Origin of the sequence: Flaviflexus ciconiae (assembly GCF_003971195.1) — a bacterium.
GTDB classification, from domain to species: Bacteria; Actinomycetota; Actinomycetes; order Actinomycetales; family Actinomycetaceae; genus Flaviflexus; species Flaviflexus ciconiae.
Map to the genome: position 1 here is coordinate 2097294 of NZ_CP034593.1, position 26162 is coordinate 2123455.

The 26162-nt window shown below is 60.4% G+C and carries 20 protein-coding genes; 10 read left to right on the forward strand and 10 right to left on the reverse strand.

What is annotated here, in order from left to right; all coding sequences use genetic code 11:
- Nucleotides 1-11: 11 nt before the first annotated feature.
- The 3 genes from EJ997_RS09165 (at nucleotide 12) to EJ997_RS09175 (ending at nucleotide 5890) form a co-directional block, all read left to right on the forward strand.
- Nucleotides 12-2603: a lysylphosphatidylglycerol synthase transmembrane domain-containing protein gene (locus EJ997_RS09165; RefSeq protein ID WP_126704281.1), complete on the forward strand. Its 2592-nt coding sequence runs from the start codon at nucleotides 12-14 to the stop codon at nucleotides 2601-2603.
- Between the two features lie 80 nt (nucleotides 2604-2683).
- Complete coding sequence (locus EJ997_RS09170) at nucleotides 2684-4069, forward strand: DUF2079 domain-containing protein (RefSeq protein WP_206501634.1); 1386 nt, start codon at nucleotides 2684-2686, stop codon at nucleotides 4067-4069.
- 162 nt (nucleotides 4070-4231) lie between these two features.
- Entirely contained in the window at nucleotides 4232-5890 is a 1659-nt protein-coding gene (locus tag EJ997_RS09175; protein WP_456071323.1) for a phosphoglucomutase, alpha-D-glucose phosphate-specific, read from the forward strand.
- A gap of 101 nt (nucleotides 5891-5991) precedes the next feature.
- Here EJ997_RS09175 and EJ997_RS09180 read toward each other — a convergent pair whose 3' ends face one another.
- Complete coding sequence (locus EJ997_RS09180; RefSeq protein ID WP_126704282.1) at nucleotides 5992-6768, reverse strand: CPBP family intramembrane glutamic endopeptidase; 777 nt, start codon at nucleotides 6766-6768, stop codon at nucleotides 5992-5994.
- A gap of 341 nt (nucleotides 6769-7109) precedes the next feature.
- Between EJ997_RS09180 and EJ997_RS09185 the strand changes: the two genes are divergently transcribed.
- On the forward strand, nucleotides 7110-8231 hold the full coding sequence (locus EJ997_RS09185; protein ID WP_126704283.1) for an App1 family protein: 1122 nt from the start codon (nucleotides 7110-7112) through the stop codon (nucleotides 8229-8231).
- 306 nt (nucleotides 8232-8537) lie between these two features.
- Here the strand turns inward: EJ997_RS09185 and EJ997_RS09190 are convergent, their stop codons facing one another.
- Nucleotides 8538-9500, reverse strand: a complete 963-nt coding sequence (locus tag EJ997_RS09190; protein ID WP_126704284.1) for an ADP-ribosylglycohydrolase family protein — start codon at nucleotides 9498-9500, stop codon at nucleotides 8538-8540.
- A 31-nt stretch (nucleotides 9501-9531) separates the two neighbouring features.
- Nucleotides 9532-10614: a VIT1/CCC1 transporter family protein gene (locus EJ997_RS09195; protein WP_228201456.1), complete on the reverse strand. Its 1083-nt coding sequence runs from the start codon at nucleotides 10612-10614 to the stop codon at nucleotides 9532-9534.
- A gap of 221 nt (nucleotides 10615-10835) precedes the next feature.
- Here EJ997_RS09195 and EJ997_RS09200 point away from each other — a divergent pair, with 221 nt between their 5' ends.
- A complete protein-coding gene (locus EJ997_RS09200) occupies nucleotides 10836-11444 on the forward strand; it encodes a hypothetical protein (protein ID WP_126704286.1) in 609 nt (202 codons plus the stop codon).
- 157 nt (nucleotides 11445-11601) lie between these two features.
- On the opposite strand, the gene EJ997_RS09205 is transcribed toward EJ997_RS09200, so the two are convergent.
- Nucleotides 11602-12612: an endonuclease/exonuclease/phosphatase family protein gene (locus EJ997_RS09205; RefSeq protein ID WP_126704287.1), complete on the reverse strand. Its 1011-nt coding sequence runs from the start codon at nucleotides 12610-12612 to the stop codon at nucleotides 11602-11604.
- Between the two features lie 40 nt (nucleotides 12613-12652).
- Here EJ997_RS09205 and hrpA point away from each other — a divergent pair, with 40 nt between their 5' ends.
- Nucleotides 12653-16444 (forward strand): ATP-dependent RNA helicase HrpA, encoded by a 3792-nt coding sequence (gene hrpA, locus EJ997_RS09210; protein WP_126704288.1) that lies wholly within the window; start codon nucleotides 12653-12655, stop codon nucleotides 16442-16444.
- A gap of 177 nt (nucleotides 16445-16621) precedes the next feature.
- Here hrpA and EJ997_RS09215 read toward each other — a convergent pair whose 3' ends face one another.
- The 4 genes from EJ997_RS09215 to EJ997_RS09230 all read right to left on the reverse strand — a co-directional run bounded on the left by EJ997_RS09215 (nucleotide 16622) and on the right by EJ997_RS09230 (nucleotide 20148).
- Nucleotides 16622-16915, reverse strand: a complete 294-nt coding sequence (locus EJ997_RS09215; protein WP_126704289.1) for a hypothetical protein — start codon at nucleotides 16913-16915, stop codon at nucleotides 16622-16624.
- A complete protein-coding gene (locus tag EJ997_RS12935; RefSeq protein ID WP_164719922.1) occupies nucleotides 16912-17571 on the reverse strand; it encodes a hypothetical protein in 660 nt (219 codons plus the stop codon). Before EJ997_RS12935 ends, EJ997_RS09215 begins: the two co-directional genes overlap by 4 nt.
- 719 nt (nucleotides 17572-18290) lie before the next feature.
- Nucleotides 18291-18965, reverse strand: a complete 675-nt coding sequence (locus EJ997_RS09225) for a hypothetical protein (protein WP_126704291.1) — start codon at nucleotides 18963-18965, stop codon at nucleotides 18291-18293.
- 7 nt (nucleotides 18966-18972) lie between these two features.
- On the reverse strand, nucleotides 18973-20148 hold the full coding sequence (locus EJ997_RS09230; protein WP_126704292.1) for an NAD(P)-binding domain-containing protein: 1176 nt from the start codon (nucleotides 20146-20148) through the stop codon (nucleotides 18973-18975).
- Nucleotides 20149-20257: 109 nt separating this feature from the next.
- On the opposite strand from EJ997_RS09230, the gene EJ997_RS09235 reads away from it, so the two are divergent.
- Both EJ997_RS09235 and EJ997_RS09240 read left to right on the forward strand, forming a co-directional pair.
- A complete protein-coding gene (locus tag EJ997_RS09235; RefSeq protein ID WP_126704293.1) occupies nucleotides 20258-20764 on the forward strand; it encodes a SprT-like domain-containing protein in 507 nt (168 codons plus the stop codon).
- A gap of 150 nt (nucleotides 20765-20914) precedes the next feature.
- Complete coding sequence (locus EJ997_RS09240) at nucleotides 20915-22225, forward strand: ABC transporter substrate-binding protein (RefSeq protein ID WP_126704294.1); 1311 nt, start codon at nucleotides 20915-20917, stop codon at nucleotides 22223-22225.
- On the opposite strand, the gene EJ997_RS09245 is transcribed toward EJ997_RS09240, so the two are convergent.
- Nucleotides 22222-22788, reverse strand: a complete 567-nt coding sequence (locus EJ997_RS09245; RefSeq protein ID WP_228201457.1) for a low molecular weight protein-tyrosine-phosphatase — start codon at nucleotides 22786-22788, stop codon at nucleotides 22222-22224. The genes EJ997_RS09240 and EJ997_RS09245 overlap by 4 nt on opposite strands.
- A gap of 260 nt (nucleotides 22789-23048) precedes the next feature.
- Here EJ997_RS09245 and EJ997_RS09250 point away from each other — a divergent pair, with 260 nt between their 5' ends.
- Nucleotides 23049-23798 (forward strand): hypothetical protein, encoded by a 750-nt coding sequence (locus EJ997_RS09250; RefSeq protein WP_126704295.1) that lies wholly within the window; start codon nucleotides 23049-23051, stop codon nucleotides 23796-23798.
- A 121-nt stretch (nucleotides 23799-23919) separates the two neighbouring features.
- Entirely contained in the window at nucleotides 23920-24639 is a 720-nt protein-coding gene (locus EJ997_RS09255) for a hypothetical protein (RefSeq protein ID WP_126704296.1), read from the forward strand.
- 72 nt (nucleotides 24640-24711) lie between these two features.
- Here EJ997_RS09255 and EJ997_RS09260 read toward each other — a convergent pair whose 3' ends face one another.
- A complete protein-coding gene (locus EJ997_RS09260) occupies nucleotides 24712-25710 on the reverse strand; it encodes a winged helix DNA-binding domain-containing protein (RefSeq protein ID WP_126704297.1) in 999 nt (332 codons plus the stop codon).
- Nucleotides 25711-26162 lie beyond the last annotated feature (452 nt).

Sequence of the window (26162 nt, forward strand, 5' to 3'; positions counted from 1 at the left end):
CAGCACCTGTCATGAACAGGAGAGCGGCCCTCCTTGTCGACGCCGAGGATCGGTGGATCCGCAGACCCAGCGATCTTTTCGGCGCGCTTCTTTCCCTCATCGGGATTGTTTTTATTCTGATGTTCTCCGTGTATGCGTCATCCACCGCGGTTGCGGTGACGACGGATGTTCGCGAAGCAACGAACGATTTCCTGACGACGGTGTTCATCATGCCGATCAACGTCCTCGAGGGTTTACTGACGTTCTTCGCACCGCTTGCCGTTCTGATAGAACTGACCTGGACAAAGCGATGGCGGGCATTATCCAGTTCGATCCTGGCCATGGCTCTCGCCGCGGTTCTCTCGAACATCATCGTCTGGTTCCTGCGCGAATACCTGCCGGATGCTCCGGTGACGAATACTCTAGCGGTGGCAATCGAGGGCCAGGCCATCGTTCTTCTCGTGCCGTACATGGCGATCATCTCTGCCCTGTGCACGGCCGCGGGAACCCGCGGCTCCCTCGTTAGCGTGCGGTGGACGTGGCCGCTCCTGTGGATCGCCGTTGTCCTTTCCATTCTCCAGGGTCAGCAGACCCTGCCCGGAGCTCTTTCCATCGTTCTACTCGGCACGATGGTCGGCCAGCTTGTCCTATTCCTGCTCGGCACCGTTCCCGAGCGCGCCAACGGCCTCAACCTTGTCCGCCTGCTCCGCCGCGCAGGTGTCGACGCGGCCGAGATTGTCCGCGTTGACCGCAGCATTACGATCGATGACCTGATTGCCCTGCGGGTGACAACCAGCTCCCCCATTGGTTATCTCGACCGTTTCGGTATTGCCCAACTCCAAGAGTTCATCAACCGTGCTTTCGACCCGATGGAGATTGTCGAAGAGGACTCGAAGAACGAGTCGGTGATCCCCGAGGCCCTTGTCGACCCGATCGCGGTCTACGAGGACTATCAGACATTCACGGTTCCCCGTTCCGAAACGGTGTCCCGCAATTACGTCATCATTGACTCCGGCGGCCTCGCCTATCACGCGGCCGTGCTCGACGGTGACCGTCAGCTCCTGTCCTGGCTTTCCTCCATGTGGTCCCGGATCCGCCTGCGGATCCAGTACCGCCACTCCGATGCTTCGATCCATGACACCGCTAACCAGGTGACCCTCATGACGCTCGCGGCACAGCAAAACGGGGTTGTCGGTCCCGACCTGGTTGGCGTTGCGTCCTCCGATGACTCCGTCGTGATTGCCACCAAGCTACTCCGTGCCCCCACGCTTGACGCGGTTCCCGAAGAGGACCTGACCGACGACGTCATCGACCAGCTGTGGATGGTCCTGACGACCGCGCACCGGAGCGGTCTAGCGCACCGCAATATTCACGCCGGCACGATTCTTCTCGACAACGGCGAGCTCATCATCACGAACTGGCACGACGGCACCATTGCTTCGTCGGAGATTTCCCGCAGGATCGACCTCGGTCAGGGACTGCTGATGATGGCGGGACTGGTCGGCACCGACCGCGCCATCGCCTCGTTTGAGCGGATGCTCGGCAACGAAATGCTCATGACCACAGCACCTGTCATGCAGCGTTCCGTCATGCCCCACCAGACGCTCGCCACAATGTCGAAGAAGAAGACGGCAGAGCTTCAGGAAGCGATTACGGCGAAAGCTCCCCCAACGGCGGAGTCGAATGCTCAGGTGGAGTTCCGTCGCTTCTCTCCCAAGACCGCGATCACGGTTACCATTGCGGTCCTTGCGATCTACATTCTGCTGGGTTCGATTAACTTCGGTGAGGTCTGGGAAGCTCTCAAGCAGGCACAGCCCGTCTACCTTGTCATTGCGTTCGTTGCCGGCTCGATCCTCACCTATTTCGGTGCGGCCCTCCACCTCAAGGCGTACACCCCGGAGAAGCTGCCGCTGGCCGAGACCGCGACCGTCCAGGTCGCCGCCTCGATCATTACCCTTGTTGTTCCAGCAGGTATTGGCCCCGCAGCCCTCAACCTCCGTTACCTCAACAAGAAGGGCGTCTCAACAACCCTGGGACTGGCAACGGTGTCTCTCGTGCAGATCGCGCAGTTGCTCACGACGATTATCACGCTGATCGTCGTTGCTCTCCTCACAGGCGAGATTGGGCGCCTATCCCTTCCCTCGGGTTCCCTCATTGCGACGATTGTTGGCGTCATCCTTGTGATCGTCGCCCTTCTCCTCATCAAGCCGCTTCGCGCATGGCTTGCCGCCAAGATCCAGCCAACCTTTGACCAGGTGTGGCCGCGGGTTGTCTGGCTGGCCACCCGCCCGAAGCGCATCCTTCTCGGCATTGTCGGCTCGACCCTCCAGTCGATCGGCTTTATCGCCGCCTTTGGATTCGCGCTCGCCTCGTTCGGCTATACCCTGCCGATCATGACGCTCGCTCTCACGTTCCTTATCTCGAACACGCTCGGCTCGATCGTTCCCTCCCCCGGTGGTATCGGTCCCGTCGAAGCGGCCCTCACGGGCGGCCTTGCCGTTGCCGGCATCCCCTACTCGATCGCCCTGTCCACAGCGCTTGTCTATCGACTGCTGACCTTCTGGGGCAGGGTGCCGTTCGGCTGGTTCGCCCTCCGCTTCCTCCAGCGCCGGGACCTCGTGTGACCGAGCACAGGACACCCACCGGTCCCGGGGGGCAACCCCCGGCTACCGCCGCCGCGCAGGATCGTGGCGTCCCAGGCCACTTGGAAACATCCGCAGTAGCCGGTACAAGCGGAGCAATCAGCTCACGAGAAGCCGGCTCCACCGAGTCCGGCCCGGGTACTGTGAGCGGGTTGCTCGCCAGCTCGGCGCTTCTCCCCGCGGCATTCACGCTTGTTGCATTCGTTCTCTACACCGCCCTGTCCTGGGTGATGTGGAGCAACACGATCTCACCCTCCTGGGATCTGGGGATCTTCACGCAGCTTGCCAAGGCCTACGGAAATCTCGAGGCCCCGATCGTTGACATTAAGGGCGACGGCTACAACCTGCTGGGAGACCATTTCCACCCGATCCTGGTCCTACTCGGCCCGTTCTACGCGCTGTTCCCGTCGGGCTCAACCCTCCTCATCATCCAGGCGGCACTCTTTGCGGTCTCGGCATGGCCCGTGGTGTCGCTGGCTCAAGAACGTCTTGGGAAGCCCGCGGCCGCCCTTCTGGGTGGCTCCTATGTTTTCTCATGGGGGCTTCTGAACGCGGTGTGGGCGCAATTCCACGAGATCGCATTCGCTGTCCCCCTTCTTGCTTTCGGGCTCGTCTGGTGGATCAGAGGCAGAACAGTTCCCGCAATCATTGCCATTAGCCTTCTAGTGTTCGTCAAGGAGGATCTCGGGCTAACCGTCGCCGCTGTCGGCGCCGCCTTCTACCTCCGCGAGCGCACCGACCGGAACCTGAAAACGGGCGTATTCCTTGCGGTGTGGGGGATTGTCTGGTTCGTCTTGTCGACCATGGTCATCCTTCCCGCTCTGAACCCGCAGGGCCAGTGGGACTATACGGATAACCTGTCCCTGCTAGACCAGGTTATGGCCGGGGCGGGCATGAAAACCCTGATCCTTGTCATCCTTGCTCTGAGCACGGGAGTTATTGGCCTCAAGTCTCCTCTCATGCTCATCATGGTTCCGACGTTGGCGTGGCGGTTCGTTGGGAACGTGGACTACTACTGGGGCTGGGAGTTCCACTATTCCGCGGTTCTCATCCCCGTCGCCGCTATCTCACTGATCGATGTTGCAACCGAGCGCTGGCGCACCGTTGCGCCACTCATTGCTTTTTGCACCTCGCTGGTCATGCTTCCGCAGACCGAGATCGATCTCCTGTGGGACCACGAGGGCTACGTTAGCGACTCCTCCGGGGCAATCGAGGCCGCATCCCAGTACGACATTGTGGCTGCCGACATTTCCCTCCTTGCCTACCTGGTGCCGCACACGAACGTGTACTGGTACGGGACCCTGGGCGATGTGGAGCCGGATGCTATTGCCGTGAACTGGTGGCGGCTTGGCGAGCCAGCTGAACCGTGGGCGGAGGAACGCTTCGGCGGGGATTGGGACACAATCTATTCGGACGATCGCTGGGAAGTCATCGTTCCCGCGGAGTAAGGCAACCTTCACTGCGATCTCCTTGCGTCAACAAATTTGCCCTGAACGTTTCCTCCACGATTCCTCAATGCTGAGTCCACAGGTCCTGGACAGCATGTTCGTATCTGGCGCACCTCCTCTACTTCCCGCCCAAAAATGTGATTTGAGTGGCAAGATTGAATCATGAATGAACGCGCAGGTACCCCAGCCCTTCCAGAGGACCTCATCGATATCGATGAGCTTGTTTCTGCCTACTATGACCGCGAGCCGGTCGAGCCAGTCGTGTTCGGAACGTCCGGGCACCGTGGTTCGTCGCTCGACGGCGCCTTCAACGAAGGCCATATCGCGTCGATTACTGCCGCGATCATCGAATATCGCCAGGAGCTCGGTTACGACGGAGCTCTCTACATCGGTCGCGACACTCACGCACTTTCGGAGCCCGCTCAGAAGACCGCAGTTGAGGTCTTCGCGGCCGCCGGTGTGGAGATTCGCATTGATGCTCGTAACCGCTACACCCCGACCCCAGCGGTCTCCCTTGCAATTCTCCGCGCCAACGGTGCGGGTACGGAAGCGGGCGTGCGCGTCGAGGGACCGGGCCTAGCCGACGGCGTGGTTATCACCCCGTCCCACAACCCGCCCCGTGACGGTGGCTTCAAGTACAACCCGCCGCACGGCGGGCCGGCCGACTCGGATGCGACGAAGAAGATCGCAGCTCGCGCCAATGAGCTCATGAAGGATTGGCGTTCAATCCCTCGCATGCCGTACGAGCAGGCACGCGTTGCGCGGACAACGGGAACTCATGACTACCTGTCTGCCTATGTCGATGACCTTGAGAACGTGGTCGACATGGAAGCAATCCGTAAGGCGGGCGTGAAGATCGGTGCTGACCCGATGGGTGGGGCCTCGGTCGACTACTGGGCCGCAATCGCGGAACGCTACGGAATTGATCTGACGGTTGTGAACCCGGAGGTTGATCCGACGTGGCGGTTCATGACACTCGACTGGGACGGCAAGATCCGCATGGACTGCTCCTCCCCGAACGCCATGGCTTCCCTCCTCCAGATCATGGGCGAGAATGCGCCGTACGACATTGCTACCGGTAACGACGCGGATGCTGACCGCCACGGAATCGTGACGAAGGATGGTGGGCTCATGGACCCGAACCATTACCTTGCGGTCGCGATCTCCTACCTGTACGCGAACCGGACTGGATGGAATGCGGACGCCGGGATCGGTAAGACCCTCGTGTCCTCAAGCTTGATCGACCGTGTTGCAGGCGAACTGGGACGGAACCTCCTCGAGGTCCCGGTCGGCTTCAAGCACTTTGTCCCAGGCCTCCTGGACGGCTCTGTCGGTTTCGGTGGCGAGGAGTCCGCAGGTGCTTCCTTCCTCCGCTTCGACGGCACCGTTTGGACAACCGACAAGGATGGCCTCATCCTCTGCCTGCTGGCAGCAGAGATCCTGGCAGTCACCGGTAAGACTCCCTCACAGCTCCACGCGGAGCTTGTCGACAAGTACGGCCCCTCCGCCTACGCCCGCATCGATGCTCCCGCCACAAAAGAGCAGAAGTCCAAGCTGGGCAACCTATCCCCGAGGACGTCACGGCCACGGAGCTTGCTGGTGAACCAATCACCGACAAGCTGGTCAACGCGCCCGGCAACAACGAACCGATCGGCGGCCTCAAGGTCACAACCGAGAACGCCTGGTTCGCCGCCCGGCCATCCGGCACCGAGGACGTGTACAAGATCTACGCCGAGTCATTCAAGGGCCCCGAGCACCTCGCGCAGGTTCAGGAAGCCGCAAAGGACGTCGTTGACCGCGCCCTCAACGGCTAGTCTCTAGCGGCCTAGTCTCTAGCGGCACAGAGCCCCCACATAACCCAGTACTGAGGCCCGCCCCTTCGTGGGGCGGGCCTCGTGCTGAACGGCTTCTGAGTTAACGCGCTACATCTGGAAGACCGCTGCTGCGGCGAGTGCACCGAAGGCGTTGAGTGCCCAGTGAAGTCCAATGGGGGCGAGGACCGACTCCGACCTGTGCCTCAGCCAGGTAAAGGCGGCACCGGCGAAGGACGTGGCAATAACGGCGAGGCCTATACCAACCCACTGGGCCAAGGTTCCTGTGCCAAGCATTGCAGTGAGGCCTTCGTTGCCGGCGGTCAGGTTGAGGGACGAGGCAACATGCCACAGGCCAAAGAGGATCGAACCGGCAAAGAGAACGGCCCGGATCCCGCCAAGCTTCTGGAGGGAGCTATGCAGGATCCCGCGGAAAGCCAGTTCTTCCGGGAGGACAGTTTGGATGGGGATGAGGACGAAGGCCGCAAGTAGCGCAGTTCGTGCCGAAGAATAGGAGTCGTTGAGGAAGAAGTCCCGCGTTATTGGCAAGAGAACTCCGATAAGAACCCCGAGGAGGACAATACCGGCGGCGATAGAACCATACTTCAGCCCCTTCTTCAGGGTGCTTCGGGAAATACCAATATCGGCCATCGTGTGGCCCATGGCTCTGCCGAGCAAAAGAATGACGCCGACACCGACGGGGATCGTAAAGAACCAAAGGGAGAGCGGCGTGAAGTGCGCAAGAAAATTCAGACCTGCGAGAAGCCCGATAACGGAAACGACCGTGATGATCTCTTTCCGATGACTGTATGACGGGGGTGCGTCAAGGCCATTGGGCTCGGCAACGGACAGCTCGGTATCCGGCTCGGTCTTCGTGAGTACTGTCATCGCCAAGGAGTCTAACGACGGAAGGGGTCGCGCGGGCAACAATTGGGGGAAACTCCCCTGATGTGTGCCAGGCTCCTTCCAGTCTGGACACCAGTTTTGGGGACATATCCGCCATTTTCTCCCAATAACTCTCCAGCCTGCACATATGTCACCCCACCGGCATATGTTGTTGCACTGCGTTCCTCAAAGCCTTCGCACGGTTGCCGTTCTCGGCCTCGTTTCCTCCCGCCGGGCCGCCCGCACGTCGTGCGCAAGTCCCCGGTTCCGAGATGGCAAGACATGTTGTTTTGCTAAGCGCTCATTTGCATCCCACAGCGCCCGGCGGACCGTAAACTAGGCCCATGGCCATCGCTGACATCGCACGGAAGCTTGAGGACTCCTTCAACCGCAGGGGAACCGTTAAGCGTGTCGAAAAGGGATGGCGGCCCTCCATCATCGGCTTCACCGGATACGGGTCTGTCACGTCCCTGCACGTTCTTGGCCGGGTTGTTATGGCGGACCCGAACAGTAAGTCACTATTCAAACCACTCCGACTACCACCCTCGGCTCACACGGTCCTTGGCACCGTCCAGGAGGCCTTCGAGCAGGCGCAGAAACTGTCCGACACTGCCCAGCGGGGGTGGCGCCAGTTCTTCACAACCCAGGTGGGTTTCCTTCCGGTCACGATCCGTGCGGGCAACAAGGTCATATCAACAAAGACCGACCGCTCTGGATATATTGACGTCCTTGTTCTCGACCACGGGCTGGAGCCCGGCTGGCACGAAGTAACAATCGAGGCTGCGGCAGCGGAGCCGATCATCGCGAAGGTCTTGATTGTTCGTCCCGAAGCCCGCCGCGGCATGGTGTCCGATATTGACGACACGGTCATGATCACCTGGCTTCCCCGCATGGTCCTCGCGGCCTGGAACTCGTGGGTGCGGCACACAAACACCCGGAAACCGGTGCCCGGGATGGCGAAGTTTTATCGGGAGCTCCTCGACGACGCCCCCGATGCTCCCGTCTTCTACCTGTCGACGGGTGCCTGGAATACCCTGCCGACTCTCGACATTTTCCTTACCCTCAACGGGTTCCCCACGGGGCCTCTCCTGCTGACCGATTGGGGCCCCACTCCCACCTCGGTCTTCCGTTCCGGGCAGGAACACAAGAAGACCCAGCTGAGGAACCTCATCATCACGTTCCCTGACATCGAGTGGTACTTGATTGGTGACGACGGTCAGCATGACCCGCTGATCTTTGACGAGCTGGCACGCGAACACCCCCGCCACATTGCCGGTATTGCAATCCGCCAGCTCAACCCGGTCGAGCAGGTCCTTTCGCACGGCATGACAGAAGCGATCGAGGATCGTCGTTCGGTTGATGACGAAGCACGCCACGGCGTCCCGATCATCTACGGTGCGGATGGCTACGAGCTACTCTCCTCCCTCAACGACCAAAACAACAGGCCGCAGACCCCCAAAAACTAAGCTGCCTCCCCACGTGCGGACCCGCCCCGTACCGTCGGGCCCGCCCGTGTTTTCGATGGAGTATATGCTTCCCGGCGAGCTATTCGTGCACCGGCTAGGGTAACTAAACCTGTGCGAGTCACCCTGCGGCGCTCGCAAGAGTTTCCGTCGAGAACCGGGTCGGTGCCTGATCGCTCGACCACGGACAGAGTCCGGTGAGCGAGCACCTGTTCTCCGCGGAAGGATAGCCGGAGCTGTCCCTTCCCTTAAGACGACTGTGCCCGCCGTGAGGCGGGCACAGTGCTGACGTGTTGGTCGATGTGAGGACTAGTACCGGGGTCGGCACTTCTCGACGATGGTCTCACCAAGGTTGGCGAGATCTTTACCGGTGAGCCCCGGCCATCCATGCACCTCGTAGTCGGGAACCATGTCCTCACCGAAGGCCGCACCAAGGAGTGCGCCAGCAACGGCCGCTGTGGTGTCGGTGTCGGAGCCCTGGCGGATTGCCTCAAAGAGACCGTTGCGGATCGGGTCATCCGTGTCTTTCGCCATGACAACCGCATGCCACGCGGACTGCATCGCCGTGATCGTGAAGGAGTTCGATTCGGGCTTGAAGCTCGGCTCCTCAGCCTCCTTCAGTGTGGCGATCATCGAAGCGTGCACGTCCGGGTGCAGCAGGTCAAGGCCCGCGTAAATATCGATGCGGCCCGTCGTTACCGCGTGGCGGATTGCTTCGGACCAGAGGACGCACGTGTCGCCCACCATAGGGTCCGTGTGCGTGAGGGCTGCGATCTCCCGTGCCGCTTGAGCCGTCAGATCGCGGTCGTAGAGGAATGCCAGGCCAATCGGTGCCGTTCTCATGAGAGCGCCGTTGCCCGCGGCACGATCGGAGGTGGCAGAGAAGTAGGCGGCAGCGGCTCTCAGGCGCTGGGAGGCTGTGCCTTCCCTGCGGTGAGCGTCGGACAGGACGCGAGATGTTTGGATCCCAATATCGGTCGCACCGTCCTTTGACCAGGCAAGGAACTTTGTTGCGATATCGTCCTGGGCGGCTTGCGAGGTGAGGCGGACACCGGTCGCCGCCACCTGCGCAATACAGATCGACATCTGCGTGTCATCGGACCATTCGCCCGGCGCATAGTCGCCAAGCCCGCCTCCGATAGGTTGCGGATCGCCCTCAAGGGCAATGGTGTCGAGCTCGTAGGGGACGCCAAGCACGTCTCCCACGGCTGAGGCAAGGAGCGTCCCCCGGGCACGCTTCCTCACGGCATCGGTTAATTCAGGAGTCTCCATAATCAAAGTTTAAAGACTCCGTGAGCAATTGTTAAGCAGTTGTGCCGAAAAGCAGACCGAGAGCAAAGGTTACGATTCCTGCTCCGTAGCCGATTGCGAGCTGACGGAGCGCACGCGGCATCGGCGGCTTCCCCGAAAGGATGCCAACAACGCCGCCTGTGAAGAGAAGGGCGATACCGACGAAGACCGCGGCAATCACGATCGCGAGAGTTCCAGAGGTTACGAGGAACGGCAGGATCGGGATAATCGCACCCGTTGCGAAGAAAAAGAACGATGAGATTGCGGCACGCCAGGGCGAACCGATCTCTTCGTGGCTGGCGTGATGTACCTGGAGCACATTGATGGACTCCTGGGAGTGGATCTTCTCAAGTGCCAGGCTCGCCCGAGCATCGGCTTCGTGCTCGGACATTCCCCTGGCCCGGTACACAAGGGATAGTTCATTCTCGTTCACGTCGAGATTCGGCAAGAGCTCATTGGATGACTCGTCCGGCATGGAGGCATCGAGGAGTTCCCGCTGGGAACGCACCGACACCCATTCCCCCGCACCCATGGACAGGGCGCCGGCAAGCAGGCCCGAGAAGCCGGTGAGGAGAACTGTCGAGTTCGAGACATTTGCGGCAGCCACACCGAGAACGAGTGCCAGGTTAGACACCAGGCCATCGTTGGCTCCGAAGACAGCGGCACGGAACGTTCCCGACATCGAGTTACGGCCGCGGGTAGCGAGCGAGCGAATAACTTCGGCATGAACAGCTTCATCGGCTGCCATTGCCGCCGTCGCACCGTTGTTCTCGATTGCGCCGCGTTTCGTGGCTCGCTCTTCCGACACCTGGATGAGTGCCAGGGCAAAAACGAAGCCGAACCAGCGAGCGAGGAAGCCGAGAAGGAGTGACCGGAAGGAGGGATGGAGCGGCTTGCCGACGTTGTCACCGAGGAGGGTGCGCCAGTGCTCGGCATGGCGTTTCTCTGCCACCGCTAGTTCGAGGAGGATCTCCCGCTCTTCGCCGGTGCGTGTTTCTGCGAGCCGCTTGTAAATCTTGTACTCGGCTCGCTCCTCAGCAAGGTTCTTGCGCCACTGTTGCAGCTGCTTCTCGCTTGCACTCTTCCCAATCGTCACCGAACTATTGTGGGCCATTTTCCTGGGAAGTCACGGTTACGGATAGGGAATGCAAGAGCAATCACAAAACCAAGTCACAGTTCGGTAAGCCGAAACTTTGACAGGATATTGGTCCCATAGAAAGTCGCGAAAAGATGCCAAGTTCCGCTCTTTCCAACCGTTTTTCCGGTTCGGGAAAGCGTTCCGATGATTTTCATCTATCCAGGGGATAGTGTCGGAATATGACTGAAAATCGTGGCGAAGAAGCACGTCCCGGCACGGGTACGCCGGTGCGGGCCCAGTCCTCGATGGTCTCCGACAGGGCGCTGGTAGACGCCACGGGGCGCACCCGCGACGAGTGGTACGAGATGCTCGACGAGGCGGGCGCAAAGGAGTGGGACCACGCTAAGATCGCGCGCTGGCTCGGCGGTAAGCATGAGGTCGATGGCTGGTGGGCTCAGGGAGTCACCGTCGGCTACGAGCAGTCCCGGGGCCTGCGGGAGCCGGGGCAGCGCCCCGACGGATCATTTGATGCAAGTAGTTCCAAGACCCTGCCTGCCAACGTGGAAGACGTTTGGCCCTATCTTGTTGACGAGGACTCTCGGCGGGAGTGGCTTGACCTTGAATTAAATCCGCGGAGCCAATCCGCTCAATCAATTCGATTCGACGGTGGGGAAGGTAGCCGCGTCTCCTTCTATCTCGACGCGGCACCACCGACAAAGGCGGGTCGGCCCCGATGCAAGATCTCCCTCCAGCACTCTCGGCTAAAGCGCGAGGAAGTGGTGGAAACAAAGGAGTTCTGGAAGGGCGCGCTCGCTCGCCTCGCGGCAATCCTCAGCGACGGGGATTAAAGCCGTTCCCGGCACTCAACAACGTAGCGCCGAGCTTCTCGTACCTTCGATACCGGGGCGCAGCCCCGGCTACCCGGCAGGCCCACCCGGCAACCGAGTGGATGGACTCGATGACGAAGCCGGCAGTCCTAATTCTTTACCTGGCGGGCCCGGTTACTTAGCGGGCGAGCCTGACGAGGATGCCGCGATGGTCGGAGTCGCCCACGTCAACGATTGCGGTGGCCGTGGGGTCAAGATCCGTGAAGACGTTGTCGATCGGGGATCCCAGGAGCCCCGTGAACGAGGTCGGCCAGGTGCCATATCCGCCGATAGTGCCGTCGAGAGCCGAGGTGCAGCTTGCTCCCGTGCCATGCATGTGGTCAACGGTCGAGTTGAAATCCCCCGCCATGATCGCATCATCCATGGACGAACACATGCCGTAGACCTCGGTGATCTCCTCGCGCCACGCATCTTGAAGATCCTGCACTGGAGCAACCGGGTGTACGGCAATAATGTCGGGACCATCCCCGAGTGCTCTGAGGCTCACCGAACCCCACGTGAGGTCAAGGGAGGGACCCTGACGGTATTCGCCCAGCGAGGACGCGACAAGAACGGAGGTTGATTCAATCTCCGGGTTATAGGGATCAGCCCCCGACGAGTAGACGGCGAAGGACAGGCCGCGGCCGCTGAGGGACTCGGCAAGTTGCTGAGCGCTCTCTTCCGAGGTTTCTGAGAGAACAACAATATCAACGCCGTTGTCGACGACGAGTGGTTCGAGGTCCGACATGCTCGTTTCGCTACCGAGCGTGTTGTAGGAGAGGACTGTGACATCCCCGTTGCCCTGGGAAACGTGGGTAACCCCGTAGTCGGGAGGAAGGGCCGACGGGGTGTCCAGCCCCCGGTCGTTAAGGATGAGATAGTGCCCGCCAGCAACCGCAATGAGACCAACTCCGAGGATCGCAAGGAACAGGCCCCTGCGAAGCATCACGAAGCGAATAACTGCGATGATGAGTATGACGATGGCGAGGACACCGAGAACCAGTGCCACCACCCCTCGCATGGCGATCATCTGACTAACCGGGTAGGTTAGCGCAAGGCTGTGATCGCCCGCCGAGATCAGGCTGGGACCAAGAGTAGCCACCGCTAATGCGAGGATGAGGACAACCAGTATTGAATATACGTATTTCATCCATTCTCCTTCAGAGCCGATAATAGGTGACGATGCTGATATGAGTACCCCTGAATTACGGCGCGCCGCCGTTCCCCCGATTACGTATCCCGACCTGCCCGTCTCGGCCCGCCGGGACGAAATCGCGGAAGCAATAGCGAATCACCAGGTCGTGATCGTGGCGGGCGAGACCGGATCGGGAAAAACAACACAGTTACCAAAAATCTGTCTCGAACTCGGTCGAGGGATCAACGGAATGATTGGGCACACCCAGCCCCGCCGGATCGCCGCCCGCTCCGTTGCCGAACGACTGTGCGTGGAAATGGGAGTGGAGCTCGGCCAACAGATCGGTTACCAGGTGCGGTTTACCGACCAGGTCTCCGACACGACTCTTGTGAAGCTCATGACCGACGGCATCCTCCTTGCCGAAATTCAGGGCGATCCGCTTCTATCCCGGTACGACACGATCATCATTGACGAGGCGCACGAGCGTTCCCTCAATATCGACTTCCTCCTCGGATACCTCGCCCAGTTACTACCGCAGCGGCCCGACCTGAAGCTCATCATTACGTCCGCGACGATCGACTCGGAGCGGTTCGCCGAGCACTTCGGCCCCCTCCAGGCAACACCGGAAGAAGCCGCGCCGATCATCTCGGTCTCCGGCCGTACCTATCCCGTTGAGCTCCGCTACCGCGAACCGAAGGATGGTGACCAGGTCACCGGAATCGTCGACGGCGTGCAGGAACTCATGGCTGAAGGCCCGGGAGACATTCTCGTGTTCCTGTCCGGCGAGGGCGAGATCAGGGATGCTGACAAGGCCCTCCAGGACGCTCTAAGGAACTATGCGGCGCCCGGCGAGGGCAAGCCAGGTTCAGTTGAAGCACTTCCCCTCTATGCCCGGCTGAGTGCCGCCGAGCAGCACCGGATCTTCCAGGACCACGGGTGGACGAGGATCATCCTGTCCACCAACATTGCCGAGACCTCGCTGACGGTCCCCGGGATCCGCTACGTCATCGACCCGGGGACGGCACGAATATCCCGCTATTCGAACAAGACGAAGGTACAGCGCCTGCCGATCGAGAAGGTCTCGCAGGCGAGCGCCAATCAGCGGTCTGGTCGATGTGGTCGCGTCGCCGACGGCATTGCGATCCGCCTCTACACCGAGGAGGACTACGAGCAACGGGACGAGTTCACCGAACCAGAGATCCAACGCACCTCGCTTGCCTCGGTTATTTTGCAGATGGCATCGCTGGGGCTTGGTGAGGTTGCCGAGTTTCCATTCGTTGACCCGCCGCAGATGACAGCGGTGCGGGCAGGGCTCCAACTGCTTGACGAGATCGGTGCCATCAGGGGCGGGAAACTCACCCGAATTGGGTCGAAGCTGGCCCAGCTCCCCATCGACCCGCGGCTGGGACGAATGCTGCTGGAAGCCCAGCGCAACGGCGTGATCTCCGAGGTTCTCGTCATCGTTGCGGCACTCTCCGTCCAGGATGTTCGCGAGCGCCCCTCGGAGAAGCGCACCGAGGCTGATGCCTACCACACCAGGTTTACCGACCCGCGCTCGGACTTTATCGCCTACCTCAACGTGTGGCGCTACCTGAATGTTCAGCAACGCGACCTGTCCGGGTCGGCTTTCCGCCGGCTGTGCCGGGCCGAATACCTGAATTACCTGCGTTACCGGGAGTGGCGTGACGTCGTCACCCAGCTACGTCAGGTAGGTCGCTCCCTTGGGGCAAACCGCATTGGTATTCCGTCCCGGAAGCTCATTGGCGAAGCAGGCGACGTGGCAACGGCTGTCCGCGCCTTCGACAGGTCGAAGTCCGACGAGATCCACAAGTCCCTCCTTGTTGGCCTCCTGTCGTCGCTTGGTTCGTGGGATGAGAGGAAGCGGGACTACGAGGGCTCCCGTGGTTCACGGTTTATTATTTGGCCGGGCTCCGGCCTCGCCAAGCGGCACCCGTCGTGGGTGATGGCGGCGGAGCTCGTGGAAACATCCCGGCTCTTCGCTCGAACGGTTGCCCAGATTGAACCGGAATGGGTGGAGCCGCTGGCCTCCCACGTCATGAACCGCGTTCATTCCGAACCGTTCTGGTCAACTAAGCTTGGTGCCGCCATGGTCCACGAGAAGGTCATGCTGTACGGCATGACGCTGTTTGCAGACCGGCAGGTTCTCCTGTCCAAGGTCGGGACAATGGAAGCGCACGAGCTGGCTCGCGACATGTTTATCCGTCACGCTCTCGTGGAGAATCAGTGGCGCGACAATTGGCATCCATTCATCAAGAAAAATAAGGCCGCGATTGAGGAAGCTCGGGAGGTCGAGCGGCGCCGCCGCGTGCACGGTCTGGTGGCGGACGAACGGGAACTTGAACAGTTCTTTGACGAACGGGTCCCGAAAGACATCGTTTCCGCCGCTCATTTCAATGCCTGGTACAAGAAGAACAAGAGCCGCGTCGATCTTGTCTATCCGCGTTCTCTTCTCCTCGGTGAGGAGGTGGCTTCCGAGAATGATTACCCGGACACCTGGGTGCAGCGCGGCATTGAGCTTCCCATCGAGTACCGGTTCAACCCGGGTGGACGGTCGGACGGAATGACAATCACGGTTCCCGTGACGATCCTCCCTCAGCTCACCGACGACGGTTTCGACTGGCTCGTCCCCGGCATGCTGAAAGAGCTCACCGAGGCCACAATCAGGTCCCTGCCAAAACGGCTCCGCCGGGAGCTTGTTCCCGCCCCCGATGTTGCCAGGGCGGTCCTCGAGGTCCTCCCAGCGTGGGAAGACGTATCCGCAGGCCAGGCGGATGTACCCACCTACCGGGAAGCATTCGCTGCCGCTGTATTGCATTTGCGCGGCGTGGAGATCGACGAGTGGGGAGAGCTACCGGAACACCTCTCTGTCACTTTCAAGGTGGTGTCCGACAAGAAGAAGGTTCTTGCCTCCGGCTCATCTATCACCCACCTGCAAAAGCAACTGAAGCCCGACACGAAGCAAGCCGTTTCCTCAGCCGTAAAGAAGGCTGTGGCCCAAGCAATCCAGCCCACGCTACCGAAGGACGGGTTCGGTAAGGACGGCCTCCCCGCCTCCGTCGAGGCGGGCGGAGCCAAGGGTTATCCCGCCCTCGTTGACCGTGGCGGGAACGTGCGCGTTGAAGTGCTCGATACTCCACGGGAGCAGGCCCGCGAGCATCGCCTGGGCGTGCTCGCCAAGCTCACGGAGAAGCTCTCCCTTCCCACTGCACGAATCACCTCCCGGTGGTCACCAACCCTGTCGCTGACGATGGCGGGGTCCCCCTATGCGACAACAGAATCGCTTGTCGCAGACCTCCAGTGGGCGGCGGTACGGAACCTTGCTGGGCCGGTCGTCAAGATCAGGAAACAGGAAGAGCTCGATGCTGTCGCGGAGAAGATTCGGAACCGAGTTGAGGACGAGGTGTATCGTCTCGCCGAGATTACGGGCCGCATTCTTGGCTCGTGGCGGGAACTGCTTGTCGCCATCGACCGCGCCCCCTCATCGATGCTTGGGGTGGCAGCCGAAGTGAAGGACCAGGCAGACGCACTCGTCTACGACGGTTTCCTGAAGAAGACGCCTTCGGAGTGGCTCGCCCACCTCCCCCGCTTCCTCAATGCTGCGGCGGTCCGGCTCGAATCAAGCCTCGACCAGGATGACGCGAAGGCAGAGCAGGTAGCGCAGGCCGAAGAGATGCTTGAGAAGTTCAAGCCGGATTCTCTTGAAGCCGAAGCCGCCGCGGAAAAGGCTCGCTGGCTTATCGAGGAACTCCGCGTCTCGCTCTGGGCCCAAAAGCTCGGCACCTCGGTCAAGGTCTCCCTGCAGAGAATCGCCAAGCTTCTGTCATAGCCAGTTCAACAGTTCTCCGGTTGCCTGGTAACACCAAGAAACTGCCAGATCCCCGAGAGTTCAGCACTTTCCAGTTTCTCTCGCGATGCTCAGGGTGGCGGGGAACCGCCGAGGAGCGTGCGGACTTGTTCAATCGGCTGGGGAATTGGCCGACTCTGGTTTCAGCCCGGTCAGGTCTTAAAGGAAGAGGATGAGGAAGATAGCAAGGAGGGCAAAAGCCAGCGTCCACACCGCCCATCCCCACATGATGAGCGGGAACTTTTGGACGTGGACCTCATCGACGGGTTCCGCTTCTATGACGGGCTTACGGTCTCCGTACAGGTCCTCTAGGTAGCGGTCCATGGGCCGCTCGGGGTGGCTAACCTGTTCTTCACGGATCGGGCCAAGTTCGACCGGGGCTACCGACCGGGGCCGGAAGTTTTCCGGCGGTGTCGTGGGCTCTTCGTACTGCGGGATATCTGGAAGCTTCACTGCATCTCCATGAGGGTATCGTTCTCGCCGGAATACAGCAGGTTGACCCGGAGGTAACCCCCTTCGGGGATTTCCGCGGGAACCTCAAAGTACACCCACCCATCAAATTCGGTCGCAGACGTCGAGGCACTTTCCAAGCATCCCCATCCGCAGTAGTGCTCGGTGTATTCCTGCCCTGCCGGGGTGATGTAGTAGAACAGGAAAGCCTCTTCAACGGGGGTGGAATTCAAGTAGTTCGTGCCAGCATCAATCCTGACACCGACGTATCGCATCCCGTTAGCCGGGGAGGACATACTCGTCTCGGACGCGACCTGCTCGGTCGCGTGCCAATTGACTTCAGCGATCGAGACATCCCACGGCACATCATCAACCGTTTCTGAGAATTCGGCGCCCGGGCCAAGAACTGCCATGCCCTCATACTTGTCGTGAAACGCCGGGTCGAATCCCTGGGAGCTGGTCGGATCAAGGCTCGAGGGGCTCGCGGCGATAAATACGAGCGCACCGCAGGCGATAACCGTGGCACCGATCGCGGACCATGCCCACCAGGGCAAGATGCCGCAGTCCCGATAGTGCCCGTAAGTGTTCTCCTCCCCTGTCTGTGCGCCCGACTGCGGCTGGCGACCGGCAGGACGTTGCGCCTGGTTGCTGCCGGGCATCTGCGACTCGTTAACGGCCGGCCTCTGAGCCCGTTGCGGGGCCGCGTTACCTGACTGTGCTACTCCCTGTTGCGAATATCCGGGCATACGCCCGCCACCAGCAGCCTGGTCTAGGGGCCGGTTCCCTCCGGCTCCTAGTCGGGTCCCCTGCCGGGGTCCAGGCTGTTGGTGACCAGGCTGCTGGGAACGGCCGGGAGAATCGTTATTGGCGGAGCCGGGCGGACCTTGCCAGCCGGGACCGGCCACAAACCCGCGGACGGAATCCCCCACCGTTCCCGAGCCAGGCGTCCCGGAAGCCGGGGCCAGCGGCCATTGCTGGGGCCGGTCTTGGCTGTGGGCCGGGCTCCGCTTCTGCTGTTGATTCGTGCCCCGCTGCTGGTCCGGTGTCTGCTGTTCGTGAGGATTTTGCTGGTTGTGGTTCCGGTTTTCTTCCTGCGGACTATCGGTGAGGAACGAGAATGAGTCTTCGGGGTTCTGCTGGGGTGTGGCGGGCTGCTGGTCTGCGGCAGGTTCGCGTGAATCCCCCTGGTCACTTCCTGGGGAGCCGTGGATCTCTGGATCCCACGTATCTTCATCGCCTAGTACCACGCAGACCTGCCTTTCTTCATCTCAGAGTAAGCCGGAGCGGCGACAGTTGCATCAATGTCGATGGGGAGAGGTTCACGGAACCTCCCCCTGTTTCCTTCACAAAATGGTGTCGAAGAGCGTAAATCCGCGAATCAGACAAGTTGGACGAGGCTGAAAAGCAGGGCCGCGCCAATGCCAATCGAAGCGTAGAACTCGATGGCCGCACTGGCCGGCTTGCGTTCGAGCGGGCCACGCCTGGTGGGCAGTGCCGGTGCTCGGTTGGAGACAAGCTTCGGGTTTCTCGCCCAACGTTCCATGAGGGCACGTTGCTCATCATTGGCCGGGGCGGAGATCAGATCTCCGAGCCCGGGCTCGACTTGACGAAGAGCCATGATCGTTCCGGGCGCAATGTCTTTCGGGGGTTCCTTCGTTTCCGAAGTGGACAGGACGACGGAACGGAAGTCCTCGCCTTCGAGGGGGCGCACCACGACGGGGCAGAGAATGCCGCCGGTACGGACGCTTCTCTCGGCTACCGACTCAGCGGTTCCCAGGACCTTCGCGACAACGGGCACGGATTCATCAACATCCTTACCTTTAGCCAACTTCCACAGCACAAATCCGATGATTGCGATGACAAATGCACCGATGAAAGGTACGGCGTAGCCGAGCAACGTCATATTTTCATCAAAGAACAGGATCGCGATCATCGATCCTATGAAGGAACCGAAAAACAGTCCGGAGAAGATCCTCTGCACGTGGTCCCGCGTGCGGTTAGCGGGGACGAGACCAACAGAGGTAATGCTTTTGACAACGTCAGTAGAGGCCATAATGGCCCTAGCTTATCTTGAGGATGCTCTTCAGTTCCCGCACGGCCTTCCGAGCGCCCCAGCGGGCCCCAATTGTTGAGGCCGTTGGCCCATATCCGATCAGCTGAATCGTGGGTTCACCGGCCACCGCTGTGCCCTTCATCATGATTCCACCATCTGACGTACGGAGCTTCAGGGGTGCAAAGTGGCGGAGCTCCGATCGGAAGCCCGTGGCCCACAGGATGATGTCGGCTTTCCACAGTTTCCCGTTGGCTTGCCGAACACCGTCCGGCTCGACCGCTTTGAACATGGGTTTCCGGTTAAAGACCCCGGCCTCCCGAGCTGCTCGCACCGAGTCGGTCACGAGAAGGCCGGTCGCGGCAACAACGGACAGGGGACGCAGGCCAGCCTCAACGCGGGCCCTCACCGCTTCCTCCACCTGCATACCGGTCTTCAGTTTCCCGCCACTATCAATCCAGTTGGGTTCACGCCTCGTGTACCAGGCAGTGGATTTAGCGACCGGGGCAAGTTCGGCAAGATGTTGGGTGGCGGAGATACCGCCGCCGACCACGGCAACACGGCGCCTCGTGAACTGATTTGGGCCACGGTAATCCTGCGTGTGGAGCTGGATACCGCGGAAAGACTGCTGCCCCGGATAGTAGGGAACGAAGGGGCGGGTCCACGTTCCCGTGCAATTAATGATTGCTCGGGCCAGCCAGGTGCCACCGGAGGTTTTCACGAGGTACTGGCCCTCGTGCCGCTCAACCGAGTAGACGAAGACGGGCCGCATGATGGGGAAGTCAAAGTGTTCTTCGTACCTTGTGAAGTATTCGGGGACGACATGGGAAGCCAGATCGGTCGGATTGTGTTCCCCAACTTTCAGTCCGGGCAGGTCCGCAATGTCATTAACCGTTTCCATGGTGAGCGTCGGCCAACGGTGTTGCCAGGCGCCTCCCGGGCGCACTTCAGCATCAATCACGAGATACGTGCCGGTGATATCGACGCCGTCGGCAAAGCCTCGCATTCCTGCGCGGTGAAGCTCGTGGGCGGCAGCGAGGCCGGCCTGTCCCGCACCGATAACAAGGACATCGACCCGATGCTGGATTGTGGAATCTTTCGGGCCGGTGCTGGTGGAAAGCCAGGCGGGTTGCGTGCCCCAGCCCGGCCCGGATGGACTCCAGGCACCCGGAACTAACGCGTTCATCCCTGAATCATTCGAGGTCCGCGCGATCTCACCCATCCATGTCACCCTTTAAAGGTAGTGCATATCCCAGCCTCGGACGATCATGCTCAGAACGTGGTGAAATATTGGTATGGAACTTGTGCCTGCACGCCAACTCGCCCTGAACCTCATGGCTGAGCACGGCCTGTCGTGGAACTTTAGATGGGATAGAGCAAAGAAGCGTGCCGGTCAGACTAACTTCACAACCCGCACCATCACCCTGTCCAAGCACCTCACACAGCTGTGCACGGAGGAACAGGTGAGGCACACAATCCTCCACGAGATCGCACACGCCCTCGTCGGCCATGGCCACGGGCACGGCCCCGTGTGGCAGGCAAAAGCAAAAGAACTTGGCACAAGCCCGAGAAGATGTACCGGACCCGACTTCCCGGTGGCTGACGCCCCCTGGCAGGGCACCTGCTCCGCCGGTCACGTGCACGCCAGATATCGCAGGCCAAAGCGGCCTCTGAGCTGCGGTCGTTGCTCCCGAACCTTCTCCGAAAAACACCTCCTCACCTGGAATTATGTTCCCTCGACGAAGCAGACCAAGAAGCAGGCTGCGGAAGAAACCGAGGTCCCACAAGACACGCTCTTCTAACGTTTTCCGAGCCGTCACAGCACCGAGAACTTTTCTTTTTCCGTTGAGCTCTCAATGAAATAGTGCATTCAACAAGGTTTCGGCTATCCGACATACGATATTCTTGTGTCAGAGCGGACCGGCTGTCTGCTCACTCGAAGAGGAGGGCCGATGACGCGGAAATTCTTGGCGGCATTCACGGCCGTTGCCCTACTCATGGGTGCCTGCTCCTCAGCGCCAAACGGTGACGAAACAACCGACGCCACAACCGCACCGGACCCCGTTGAGCTGACGTTCCGGATCTGGGACATCGGGGCGGAGGACGCATACGAAGAGTCTTTCGATGCTTTCACAGCCGAAAACCCGCACATCTCCGTCACCATCGAAACGGTGGATGAAAACCAGTACTGGGACCGGGCCGAATCCGACACTGCGGATGGCACGATGCCGGACGCATACTGGATTGATCCTTCCAACGTGGCCGCTCTTGCCGAAGACGGCACGATTGTTGAGATCACCGCAGACCGCGGCGGATGGGCGCAGTCCCTGGTTCAGCTCTTCACTCTTGAAGACCAGCTTTGGGGAGTGCCCCAAATGTGGCGCTCCGTTGCCCTCTACTACAACCGCGACCTGTACGCCGACATTGAAACAAACGTCGAGAATCTGACATGGTCACCCGACGAAGAAGAGGACACTCTTCTCGAGGTCGCCCGGACCCTCACCGTTGACGAGGACGGCAACAGCGCGGGCACCGAAGACTTCGACCCGAACTCGATCGCGAGATATGGGTACGCTGTTCAGCCCGACCTGACCCGCACCTTCGTTCCTTTCCTTGTTCAGGCAGGCGGGCAGTTCCAGGACGACGACGGCCATTTTGTTTTTGCGAGCGATGAAGGTGAGCAATCCACTCAGTACCTCACCGACCTCATCAACGAACACGACGTCTCCCCACCGCTGGAAGCAACCACGTCCCACGAGCATGGCGCAGCTGACCTGTTTATTGATGAGGACATCGCCCTCTATCAGGGCGACTCGGACGCCCTCCGACTGATCGCCGAAGGCGCGGACTTCACCTGGGGCGTTGCCCCGATCGTGGGTGGGCCCAACGGCAAGATCTCGGTCGTTGACGGCATAGCCGTTGCTGGCAATGCCGAGTCGGAACACCCAGAGGAAACCGCACTGCTCCTCGTCTGGCTCGGTTCAGACCAGGGCCAGGATCCGCTCGCGAGCCACGGACTGGCCTTCCCCGCCTCCATCACCGGTCAAGACACGTACGTGAACTACTGGGCGAAAGAAGGCGTGGACGTCTCAGTGTTTATTGAGAGCTCAACGGATGCCACAACGATCTCGTCCCATTCACTCGATATTCATCCCGCCCTCGAAGAGATCCAGCCAATTATTTGGGACATCATCAACGGGGAGCTTCCCGTCGACCAGGGCCTGCAGGAAGCCGAAGACACGGGCAACGCGGCGCTGAACTAAACCCGCTCAGTCGAGAGTCGCGACAATCCCGTCGGCACCGCTCTCGACAACAGCAAGGGTGTCGTAGAAGCCTTCTTGTCCGCCGTACCACGGATCTGGAACGTCCCATTCGCCATCGGACATGTACAGGTTTGAGTGGCCTCGATCCTCAGACTTTTTGGTAGCAAGGTATCCGCCTTCCCCAAACACTCCCCGGGCGCCACGCCGAGGCTCGAGGACGAATCGTATTCACGCCACAGGTGAATCTTGTCGGTCGAGATTCCGTGACGTTCCGCGAGCGCACCGAGCTCTTTGGCGTGCCCAACTGTCATGGCCAGCACCAGGTCGGAATCCTCGAGGTCCTGCGAGGTAACCTTACGCGCGCTCCTTCTCGGCACGTCGTATCCGGCTTCACGGAGGACTCGTGCGGCTCGAGTGTCAACGCCCCGTCCATGCTCTTCGGACGATACGCCGACCGAATCGACCTCCGCGGAGATCCCGGCCTGAGCCAGCTTCTCTCGCAGAACAATCTCTCCCATGGGAGACCGGCAGATATTACCCGTGCAGACGATAAGGATGCGCATGACACGATCCTATCCGACCGCGTTCCGGACGGCTTGTACCCGCCGGTTCCAGGCCATAACCAGGTGAGCTAACCAGGCGGCCGGAGCCTCTCAGCACAGTGGGGACACGTTCCAACAATCCCATCACTCGGCTACTAGCTCCGCTTCGATGATTGGGCTCACAGGTTTCCTTGGAGGTTGGTGGGAGTATTCGCGCTCGGAGCGTGATTCACATCCATGTGCACACCTCACGGCCCTGGACCTGCCGTAGTCTTGGCACCATGTCCCGCCTTACGTCAGTATCTGCCACGGCCATCGCCGCCCTTATTGTTCTCAGCGCCTGCGGCGATGAGGAAGCTCCGGTTGAAACGGCCTCAACGAACGCATCCACCGATACGGCGGAGCCGACTCAGGATTCCGAGTCGATTGCTCCCGCCAGTTACGAGTGCACCGATCCGTTGGCCGGCAATCCCACAGAGGTATTAACCTACGACCTCCTGGTGTGCACGACGCTGACGCTGGCCGATTCGGAAGGGTATGCAACAACCTCGACCGTGTCCGGCAGCGGAACGAGCACCCTTAGGGTCAACACGGATCCGTTCACCGTGGAGGTCACGTATCCGGATGGTGTCACGATCATCGCGACCGAAACGAACGCTTGGGTGAACGAGGGAGACGGCGTCTGGCAGGAGGGTGATGCCACCTCCGACAACTACCTGGTCGCTCAAGCAACGCAGGTTCTGCCGACCTACCGGAATGCTCACAACCCCGCGATTACAACGGCCCAGATTCCCGAGGGCACGACCTACACGGTTGAAGGAACCGAGGTTATCGATGGCGTTGAGTACACGATCCTCAAGGGCGTGTTTGAGGATTCGGGCTATACCTCCGAGGTAACGATGTGGGTGGGGTCGGACTATCACCAGTTGAAGTCAACAACGACATCCAGCTCCGATGGTGCTGACCCGCTAACCGTGGAGACCGCGTACACCGAATGGGATGTTGCCCAGGACATCGAGATTCCCGAGTAGGAAACACAGCCGGGTCTCTTAGCCGGGACCCCGGCGGTCCATTTGGCGAGGACTCCCCGGCGAATTCCTCCGGGTTGGCTGTTTCGTCATGCCATAGTGGGGATAAATCCAAGGAGCAGTCATGGCCCCCACCAGCACCGAACGTACGCCAGCTATCTCGAGAAGATTCGTCGCGATAAGCATCTGCGCCGTGATCCTTGTCGTGGCGCTTATTGCGGCCTTCTCACTTATACCCAGTTACCTGGATGATCGGGACGAAAAGGCATATCAGCAGGGCAGGTACGACATTGCTTACGACATGTTGGAGATCGATCTGCGCAGTGCCGAGTCCGAGCTCTTCGAAGCAACGCTCCTTGCCTCCACATGCCGTACGTTTTCCCAGGAAGTCTGGTGCGACATGCTGAACCTATACCGGGAGTCTCTACAGGAGCACTCACTTCCCAATTACCTGACCGACGCATCGACCGAGGAGTATCGGGCAGCGGCCACCGTGCAAAGCTCAACGCTTCGTCAACTCCACGCCGACCAAGAACGCACCAACCGCATGATCTTCCGGGTTAAGGAATGGACCGAGAACGACGATGTCCTCAAACTCATTGACGAAACGGTCGCGATTACGCGGGATATTCGTCAAACGCTTCAGACCGCCGAGAGAGCACTCGACAATGGCGCAACCGTTCTCGAGAAGCCCTACAACGCCCTGCGCGAAGAGTACGACCGATATCTCGGCCCCTCTTACCCGACGTACACAACTGTCGAAGACCTAACCGCAGCCCGGGATCGGCTCGACGAAGCACACCGCGATCTCGAGGAATCAATTGCCGAGAACACCGTGCAGTAGCGCCAAGACCCGGCCCGAGCGACGCCCGGTCGATGATCCCACGACGTTACAGCCCCGGTTGGGCAACGAACCCTAGGAGCCTCCCGACAGGGGCGGTTTGCGAAGCGCCTTCTGTACTCGCTTGTCGAGAGCGGTAGTGGGCTCGGCAAAGTAGGTGGTCTGAAGCCCGGTTTTCTGCCAGGTTCCGATAACTCGGCCCGCCGACATGATGGTCGGCTTAAACACTCCGTTGCCTCCCGGACAGATCGCCACAGCATGTTCGTCGGCAACGCTTGCCGACCGATCCGAGTAACCGAGAATCATCTCATCAAAACCGGGAAGCACCTGAATGCTTCGACTACTGGCCAGGCTCTCGTCCGGCTTACGCCAGTACCCATCTTTCAAGACAAACCGGCTTCCCTCGAGGGCACGGTCAACGGCGGTCACCGGGATGTTCGCCCACCAGGCAGCATCCTTGCGCGTTGTTGGGGCATGGGAAGTGACATAGCGGGTCACGATCTCGGCAATGATGTCCTCGTATGGTCTCTCGGCGCTCGGTGCAACCCACCGATCAAGGAGAACAAGGAGCTGCTCTTTCCCTCTCATCGGCCCCCAGACGAGAAGCCCCTCAATGCTCAGATGGAAAATGAGGTGATAGACCTGTCCCGGCTGGTTAACCAGGCCCGCGCTCTCCCACGCCGCGGCAAGCTCCTTTCGCGTGATCCCATCACCTACAACATCGCGCGCAATAGTCCGAGCCTGTTCGAGAACCTGTTCATCGATACCGAGGGCCTCGCGGCGCTTCACTGTCCCAGGGAATGTGCGTTTCCGGGCAACCGCAAGAACATCCCGCACACGGTCACTGCCGACAACATGGAGGGTTCCCCTCTGCGGCCAGGTTCTTACCAGAGCACCCGAGTTGAAAGCATCGATGACATCTTGGCGTGAACGACGTTGAGTCCGAAGGGCGATCGACGTAATTACCCCGGGGAAGTCCTGCCCCTGCATAGCGCCAAAATGGGAGACAACCTCAACCGGAGAACGGCCTTCGACAAGCAACTGCGACGACATGCGAGCAAGCGCAACGGACATCTTCAGACTCCCATGCTGATCCGATGGTTCATGATAGTCACAGCTGTCAACAACTGGTTCAGGGAGAGGGAGCACCCTGGAGCTATCTAAAGCATCCTTCTGTTCCCGCACCGTCTACCGATCCGTGCCGCAAGAATCCCCTGACCGCACCCAAGCACCCTACGGTCCCCCTGCCAACCGTCAATTTTGTGAGCCGAGAACGGTTCTGTGGAGGTCACGCACAATTCGGGCACCTCCAGCAAAGCATGCGGGCGCAGATCTCTCTCGATGCTGCTTACGTCGCTGGCCCTCCCACCTGCGTTGCGCAAATACCGGTGAACCCGACGATCAAGCCCAATCAGCCACTGCGCCATACCGCTACGAAGAAACCAACGAAGCCTGGTGGGCATGATGCTCTGGCAGGGTAGCCTCACACCGCCGATTTGAGGCTCATGAGACTCCTCGAACCACAG

Coding starts and splice junctions, on each gene's coding strand:
- EJ997_RS09185 (WP_126704283.1), top strand. CDS start 7,110: ATGGCCATCGCTGACATCGCACGGAAGCTTGAGGACTCCTTCAACCGC.
- EJ997_RS09235 (WP_126704293.1), top strand. CDS start 20,258: ATGGAACTTGTGCCTGCACGCCAACTCGCCCTGAACCTCATGGCTGAG.
- EJ997_RS09230 (WP_126704292.1), bottom strand. CDS start 20,148: ATGAACGCGTTAGTTCCGGGTGCCTGGAGTCCATCCGGGCCGGGCTGG.
- EJ997_RS09205 (WP_126704287.1), bottom strand. CDS start 12,612: ATGAAATACGTATATTCAATACTGGTTGTCCTCATCCTCGCATTAGCG.
- EJ997_RS09240 (WP_126704294.1), top strand. CDS start 20,915: ATGACGCGGAAATTCTTGGCGGCATTCACGGCCGTTGCCCTACTCATG.
- hrpA (WP_126704288.1), top strand. CDS start 12,653: ATGAGTACCCCTGAATTACGGCGCGCCGCCGTTCCCCCGATTACGTAT.
- EJ997_RS09200 (WP_126704286.1), top strand. CDS start 10,836: ATGACTGAAAATCGTGGCGAAGAAGCACGTCCCGGCACGGGTACGCCG.
- EJ997_RS09190 (WP_126704284.1), bottom strand. CDS start 9,500: ATGGAGACTCCTGAATTAACCGATGCCGTGAGGAAGCGTGCCCGGGGG.
- EJ997_RS09260 (WP_126704297.1), bottom strand. CDS start 25,710: ATGTCCGTTGCGCTTGCTCGCATGTCGTCGCAGTTGCTTGTCGAAGGC.
- EJ997_RS09255 (WP_126704296.1), top strand. CDS start 23,920: ATGGCCCCCACCAGCACCGAACGTACGCCAGCTATCTCGAGAAGATTC.
- EJ997_RS09165 (WP_126704281.1), top strand. CDS start 12: ATGAACAGGAGAGCGGCCCTCCTTGTCGACGCCGAGGATCGGTGGATC.
- EJ997_RS09175 (WP_456071323.1), top strand. CDS start 4,232: ATGAATGAACGCGCAGGTACCCCAGCCCTTCCAGAGGACCTCATCGAT.
- EJ997_RS09250 (WP_126704295.1), top strand. CDS start 23,049: ATGTCCCGCCTTACGTCAGTATCTGCCACGGCCATCGCCGCCCTTATT.
- EJ997_RS09180 (WP_126704282.1), bottom strand. CDS start 6,768: ATGACAGTACTCACGAAGACCGAGCCGGATACCGAGCTGTCCGTTGCC.
- EJ997_RS09245 (WP_228201457.1), bottom strand. CDS start 22,788: ATGCGCATCCTTATCGTCTGCACGGGTAATATCTGCCGGTCTCCCATG.
- EJ997_RS09225 (WP_126704291.1), bottom strand. CDS start 18,965: ATGGCCTCTACTGACGTTGTCAAAAGCATTACCTCTGTTGGTCTCGTC.
- EJ997_RS12935 (WP_164719922.1), bottom strand. CDS start 17,571: ATGCCCGGCAGCAACCAGGCGCAACGTCCTGCCGGTCGCCAGCCGCAG.